General features: G+C 29.4%; 2 protein-coding genes. Both read left to right on the plus strand.

The genetic code is table 11. From position 1 onward, the window contains the following. Positions 1-163: 163 nt before the first annotated feature. Complete coding sequence (locus LJD34_RS14970; RefSeq protein WP_227360280.1) at positions 164-5,791, plus strand: beta-N-acetylglucosaminidase domain-containing protein; 5,628 nt, start codon at positions 164-166, stop codon at positions 5,789-5,791. A gap of 124 nt (positions 5,792-5,915) precedes the next feature. Beyond that, a complete protein-coding gene (gene malQ, locus LJD34_RS14975) occupies positions 5,916-7,382 on the plus strand; it encodes a 4-alpha-glucanotransferase (RefSeq protein ID WP_032090622.1) in 1,467 nt (488 codons plus the stop codon). The last annotated feature ends 154 nt before the right edge of the window (positions 7,383-7,536 follow it).

Below are 7,536 nucleotides of genomic sequence, written 5' to 3' on the forward strand. Positions count from 1 at the left end.
AGTCGAGCCACAAGGAAGAAAATACAAATCCACATTCACATATTTCAATATTACAAGATAACAAGACCGTCATCAATCACGGATAAATAAGATTGATAGAAAGGAATGTATATTGTTTATGACTACTTAGATGGGTCAATTACAATATACCAGGAAGAAGAATATGAAAGAAAAGGTAAAGAGAATTGTTTCTCTAGCACTTGCATTTTTAATGTCAATTGGATGTATTCACTCTTATCCAATCGTCAGTGCTTTGGAAAATGATTATGAAGTCTATCCAAATCCTCATATGATGGATTATCAAGATGGTTCATTTGATATGACATCTACTGTCAATGTTGTCTATGAAGATGGTATTGATGAATATACAAAGGATAGAATGAATGAAGTATTAGCTATTAAAAATATAAAAGCAAGTACTTCTGAAGAAGTAAAAGAAGGCCAAACAAACATTTTAGTAGGTATTAAAGATTCAAATCAATATGTTGATCAATATGTTGGTGAACATTATTCAGTAAAAACAACCCAATTATTTGATCAATTAGATTCATACTTATTAAAGGTTGATAATGGAACAATTACAGTATTAGGTAAAGATACAGATGCGGCTTTTTATGGTCTTACAAGTTTGTATCATATCTTTAAACAATTAGACGGAACAAATATCCGTAATTTTACAATAGAAGATTATGCTAATGTTGCTAGTCGTGGATTTATTGAAGGTTATTATGGAAATCCATGGTCAACTGAGGATCGTAAGAAATTAATGGAATGGGGAGGATACTACAAGTTGAATTCTTATTTCTATGCTCCTAAAGATGATCCTAAACATAACTCTAAATGGCGTGAACTTTATACAGATGAAGAAATTGAAACAAAAATCAAACCTCTTGCTGAAGCAGGAAATAAATCAAAATGTCGTTTTGTATTTGCATTACATCCATATATGTATAATGCCATCAGGTATAATAGTGAAGAAAACTATCAAGCAGACTTAAAAGTATTACAAGCTAAATTTGAACAAGTTATTAAAGCAGGTGTTCGTCAAATTGCTATTTTAGCAGATGATGCTGGAAATGTTGGTGGTGCTAACTATACAAAAACATTAACTGATATGACAGCATGGTTAAAAGAAATGCAAAAAACATATCCAGATTTAAAATTAACATTACCATTCTGTACACAAGAATATATGTATAATGGTGAAAGTTATTATCAAAATTTCCCAGCAAATATTCAAATTGTCATGACAGGTGGTAGAGTTTGGGGAGAAGTAACAAATAACTTCACAACAACTTTTACAAATAATGTTGGACGTGGACCATATATGTGGATCAACTGGCCATGTACAGATAACTCTAAAAAACACTTAATTATGGGTGGATATACAACATTTTTACACCCTGGTGTAGATCCAAATAAGATTCAAGGAATCGTTTTAAATCCAATGCAACAATCTGAGCCAAGTAAAGTTGCAATTTTTGGGAATGCATGTTACTCATGGAATATTTGGCAAAGTAAAGAAGAAGCTCAAAAATGCTGGAATGCTTCCTTTAAATATGTCGATCATAATAGCGCTATTGAAACTCAAGCATCAGCTGCTTTAAGAGAACTTTCAAAACATATGATCAATCAAAATATGGATGGCCGTGTAACAGCATTACAAGAATCAGTAGATTTAAAAGATCGTTTAACAAGCTTCAAAGAAGCTCTTACAAATGGAACAACAATCAGTGATGAACAATTTAAAGATTTGATCAATGAATTTACAATCTTAAAAAATGCGAGTGCTACATATAGAGCACAAGCAGGTGATATAAGAATAAAAGATCAAATTGTATATTGGTTAAACTGTTGGGATGATACAGCAGATGCAGCAATAAATTATCTTAAAGCTGTTAAAGCTGTACAAGATGAAGAAGCTAATGATAAGATTTGGGATCTATATTCTACTGGACAAGCTGCTTTTGAAAAATCAAAAACATATGGATTCAATTATGTTGATCATTTAGAATATGCAGAAGTAGGAGTACAACATATCGTACCATTTATTAAAGCAATGGATTCTTATTTAGGAGATATTGCTTCTACAATTGTAAATCCAAATAAACAAGTTACTAAATTTATTACAAATCGTAGTGATACACCAACAGGTAATATTGATAATGTATTCGATAATAAAGCCAATACAGAAATCGTTTATAAAACACCAAATACAATTAGTAAAGGAACTTATGTAGGCGTTAGTTATTCAAAAGCAATTGATATTGATAGAGTGACTTTTAGATTAGGAACAAATTCAAATTCAAAAGATACTTTTTCTAAAGCTAAAGTGCAATATACAACAGATGGTAAAAAATGGGTTGATTTAGATAATCAAGAATATACTTTACCAAATGATGTAGCTTTAACTGACTTAAATTTAAAAGGGGTTAAAGGTATTCGCATGATTGCTACTGAAGATAAAGCGAATACTTGGTTAGGTATTAGAGATATTGCTGTTAATGCAGATGAAGTAGTAACTGAAGAAGATCCAGGTACATTATCTGTCGATAAATTGACACTTAAAGGTGGTTCTTTAAATAATTTATTAGATGACAGTAATGCTACTTATGCTCATTTTGCTGAAAGTCCTTATAAAGGTGGAGAAATTAAAGATTATTTACCAGTTGATGCAAGTATTACATTAACTTTCAAAAAAGCAAAAACATTAGGTACAATTTATTTTGGACAAGATGCAGGAACAGATAAATCAACAAAATATGTCATTGAATATACAACGGATGGTCAAACATGGAAAGTATTAAAAGAATATAATGGTGATGCTTCTGTTGAATTAGATGTATCAAGTCAAAATATTAAAGCAAAAGCAGTTCGTATTAGAAACTTAGAATTAAATTTAAAAAGTAATACAGCAGGATATTGGTGGAAAGTCAATACATTTAAAATGGCTGATCCAGGACAAATGAATGCAACATTTATGTATACAGATACATGGGGAATTTATCAAGGAACAGTAGATAATTTAACAGATGGTGATAGTTCAACAGCATTAGATTTTAGTACCTCAGGTGATACAACAAGAAAAGGTGATTATATAGGTTGGGATTTAGGTAAAGAAACAGCTATTGGTAAAGTTTATGCAGTCATCGGTGGAAATCGTAGTGCTGGAGATAAATGGAAAAAATATAGTTTACAATACTCTGATGACAACCAAAACTGGACTACTTATAAAACATATCAAGGTTTAGCTAGTGGTAAAGATACAGTTGAAGAAAACTTCTATGGTTTAAAAGCACGTTATGTACGTTTAGTGAATGAAGAAGAGAGAGCTGTATGGGTTATTTTCTCTGAATTCTCTGTAAAAGCTTATAATCCAGATGAAGATTTCAATAATGCTAATGTTTATACAAATACAGATTATAGATTAGCTTCACAAAGTGAAGAAGCACTTACAGAATTGATCTATAATCAAGAAATTACTTTAGAAAAAGGTCAATACGTTGGTGTTGATTTATCAAGAATCAAAGATTTAAGTACATTCAATATTGATTATGAAAATGGTCAAGGAGCAACTTTACAAGTTTCAAAAAATGGTGTTGAATGGACAACTGTAACAGGTCAAGAAAAAGAACTTCCAGATGGAAGATATGTAAGATTAATTAATAAAACAGACAAAGCTATTAAATTAACAATTAATCATTTTGAAGTACATTCAAATGAAATTACAGCACCATATTTATATAAAGCAACTATGAATATTAATCCTTCATGGGGTGTTGGTGAAGATACTAGAAATAATGGTGCTGCTTTTGATGGTAATATCGATTCAACAACAGAATTTGGTGATTTTCCACAAAAAGGACAATATATTATTTATGATTTAGGACAAGAAAGAACAATTTCTAAAATTCAAATGTATTGCCAAGATAGTGCAGTTAACTATATTAGAGATGCTGATATTTTAGTATCAGATGATTTAGAAAACTGGACAAAAGTTATTACTATTGGAGATGGTGTTGAAAATACAAATGATGCTGGGGTTAAATGTATTGATTCAGATGCAGGTTATAAAGCATCAAGCACATATCCAAATAAAGTCTATGTAGAAGGAACTGCTAATAATGTTAAAGCACGTTACTTAAAGATCTTAATGACAGCAACAAATAATAATAGAGCTGTTGTTTTCAATGAAATTGTTATCAATGATGGAGAATATGTACCAGTTTCAAATGATCCAACATATACTTCTTCAACTGTAGAAGCAAATGGATTTATTCCTCAATATATGTTTGATGGAGATTTATCTACAGCTTATAGACCAGGTTCTAAAGAAGCTGGAAGCATTACTTATACGTTATCAAGTGATTTAGATGTTAAGAAAATGCATATTATTCAAAAAGGTGAAATTTCAAATGCAAGAGTATCTGTTCTTGTAGATGGTGAAAATGGAAAGAAATGGGTTCAAGTTGGAACTCTTAAAAAATCATTAAATGAATTCTATATGCCTGAAGGAAACGTTTATGAATTAAAGATTGAATGGGATGAAAATAAAATTCCAACAATTTCAGAAGTTATTATGTTAAATGATGATGAATATGCTTCAACAGCAGCTAATGATTTACAAAAATATATTAATTCTTTAGATGTTAAAGAAAATAAATATACAGCAGATTCTTATAAAGAATTTGAAAAGGCATTAAAACAAGCTCAAAAAGTTTTAGATAAACAAGCGGGTGAATTAGATGCTATTACAAATGCAAAAGCTGAATTAGAAGTTGCTTATGCAAATCTTGTTAAACGTGGAGATATTCAAAGTGTTAAAGATGAACTTAATACAATTAACAAGTTAAAAGAAAAAGATTATACAAGTGAAACATGGACTATTTTACAAGATCAAGTGAAACTTGCTCAAGAATTCATTAAAAAGGATGAAGCAACAATTACTGAAAAAGAAGTTATTGATATGGTAGATGCTTTACAAAAAGCAAAAGCTCAATTAGTAACAAAAGTATCAGTAAGTAAAAAAGAGTTAAAAGATTATATTGCATCAAATGAATTAGATAAGTTAGATACAAATAAATATTTAACATCTACTGCTGATTCATTTAAAAAAGCATTAAAGAATGCACAAACATTAATCGAACAAGAAGATGCAACAAAAGAACAATTAGATGAAGCTTTAAAACAATTACAAGATGCAAGAACACAATTAGTTTTAAAAGCAACAGATGATGAAGTAAATGTATTAAAAGCATTAATGGATCAATATCAAGAAAAAGATTATACAGCATCATCATGGAAAGAATTTGAAAAAGTTTACAATGATGTAAAAGATGCTTTAGAAAATGAAAACACAAGTGATAACGTTCAAGCATTAACTAATACTTTAAAAGAAGCTGCTCAAAAACTTGTTAAACGTGGTAATTTAGATGGTATCCATGGTTTATTAGATCAAATTAAACAATTAGATAGTAAAAAATATACAGAAGCATCTTATTCTAAATTAATAGATGTTGTTACTGAAATTTCTAAGAAATTAGAAAATTCATCAGAAATGACACAAGAAGAAGTCGATGCCCTTGTAGGTGAATTACAAAACGCTATTAATGCATTAGAAAAAGCACCAACAATCACTACAGATACAAATGAACCTGCTCATAAACCTCAAGTTGTAACAAATAACAAAGTGAAAACAGGTGATTCAACATCTGTATGGACATTTGCAACATTTGCATTAATGGCAGCAATCGTTTATGTATCTTTAAGAAAAAGAACAAAAGAAGACTAAAACAAAAGGTTTCTATTTTCAAGATTAAGAAAATAGAACCTTTTCATTTTAAAACTAAAAAAGATAGCGTTTTCATAAGCGAAGACGCTTTTTTTATGGTATATTTAAAGAAGAGGTGAAAATCATGAAATTAAAAGCACTTGATCAAAGACAAGCTGGTATTTTGTTACCGTTATTTAGTTTACCAGGAAAACATGGAATAGGGGATTTAGGAAAAGAAGCTTATGAATTTGTTGACTTATCTGCTCAAGCAGGTTTTTCTATTTGGCAAATTTTACCATTAAATCCATCAAGCTCCGGGAATTCACCCTATACTCCTTATTCATCTTTTGCTGGTGATGAAATATATATTTCTTTAGAACTTTTAAAAGATTGGCATTTGTTAGATGAAGTTCCTAACTATTTACAAGATTTAAAAAGAGTTGATTATAAACGCGTACGTTTATTTAAAAATCGTTATTTAAGAAAAGCTTATCAAGTTTTCTTAAAAGATAAAGAATTAAAGAAAGAATATCGTACTTTTGTTAAAGGAACATTTTGGTTAAAAAAATATGCGCGTTTTATGGCTTTAAATAAAGCAAACGAAGGTTTACCTTGGGTAGATTGGAATGATGAAGATCAAAATATTAAAGGAAGTAATGAAGGATTAGAAGCAGAAATTGATTATATTCAATTTCTTCAATATATTTTTGTAAAACAATTTAATTTATTAAAAATACATGCACATCAAAAAGGAATATCTATCATGGGAGATTTACCTTTATATGTAGGTGATGATTCTGCGGATGTTTATGAGTATCGTAAATGTTTTCAATTAGATGATAAATTTTATCCTAAATTCGTATCTGGAGCATCACCTGATTATTTTTCAAAAGATGGCCAACTATGGGGACATCCTTTATATGATTGGGATTATTTAAAGAAAACAAGATATAATTTTTGGATCAAAAGATTAAAATGGAATAATGAAATTTTTGATATTTTAAGAGTTGATCATTTTAGGGCTTTTGATACATATTGGTCAGTTCCTTATGGAAGTGCTACAGCAAGAGAAGGAAAATGGATAGAAGGACCAAGTTATCATTTTTTAGATTCAGTTTATAAACAATTGCCTAAACTTAATATGATTGTTGAAGACTTAGGAGAATTACGTCCACAAGTACATGAACTGAGAGATCATTATGATTTATTAGGAATGAAAGTTATGCAATTCTCTTTTGGAGAAGATGAAAGAAAAGTTAAATATAAAATTCCTCAACATTGTGTTGTTTATACAGGAACACATGATAATGCTACTCTTAAACAATGGTATGAAGAATTAGATGATAAAGAAAGAATGAAAGAAATTATGAAGGGGCTAGGATATATAGGAGAAAATCTTGTGGAAGATATGCTGGCATATACACTTGAATGTGATGCAGTGATTTCTATTGTTCCTTTACAAGATCTACTTGGCTATGGCAAAGAAGCTCGTATTAATTTACCAGGGACAGTAGGTCCACATAACTGGTCTTATAAACTTACTTCATTTGATGATTATCAAAATCAAATACAAATAATTCAAAAAATGTTAAAGAAAGCTAAAAGATAAATACCATACTTATTATTTATATATCCTAAAAAACCGTGATAAAAGCGGTTTTTTTTAAATTTTAGGAGATGTAATCGCTTTTATTTATTAAATTATGACAATAAAATTGATTTTTAAAAAGAAAAAAATATAATAAGTTTCGTAGACAAGTCAT

It is taken from the genome of Faecalibacillus sp. MSK20_93, assembly GCF_020589945.1.
GTDB classification, from domain to species: Bacteria; Bacillota_I; Bacilli_A; order Erysipelotrichales; family Coprobacillaceae; genus Faecalibacillus; species Faecalibacillus intestinalis.

Coding starts and splice junctions, on each gene's coding strand:
- malQ (WP_032090622.1), top strand. CDS start 5,916: ATGAAATTAAAAGCACTTGATCAAAGACAAGCTGGTATTTTGTTACCG.
- LJD34_RS14970 (WP_227360280.1), top strand. CDS start 164: ATGAAAGAAAAGGTAAAGAGAATTGTTTCTCTAGCACTTGCATTTTTA.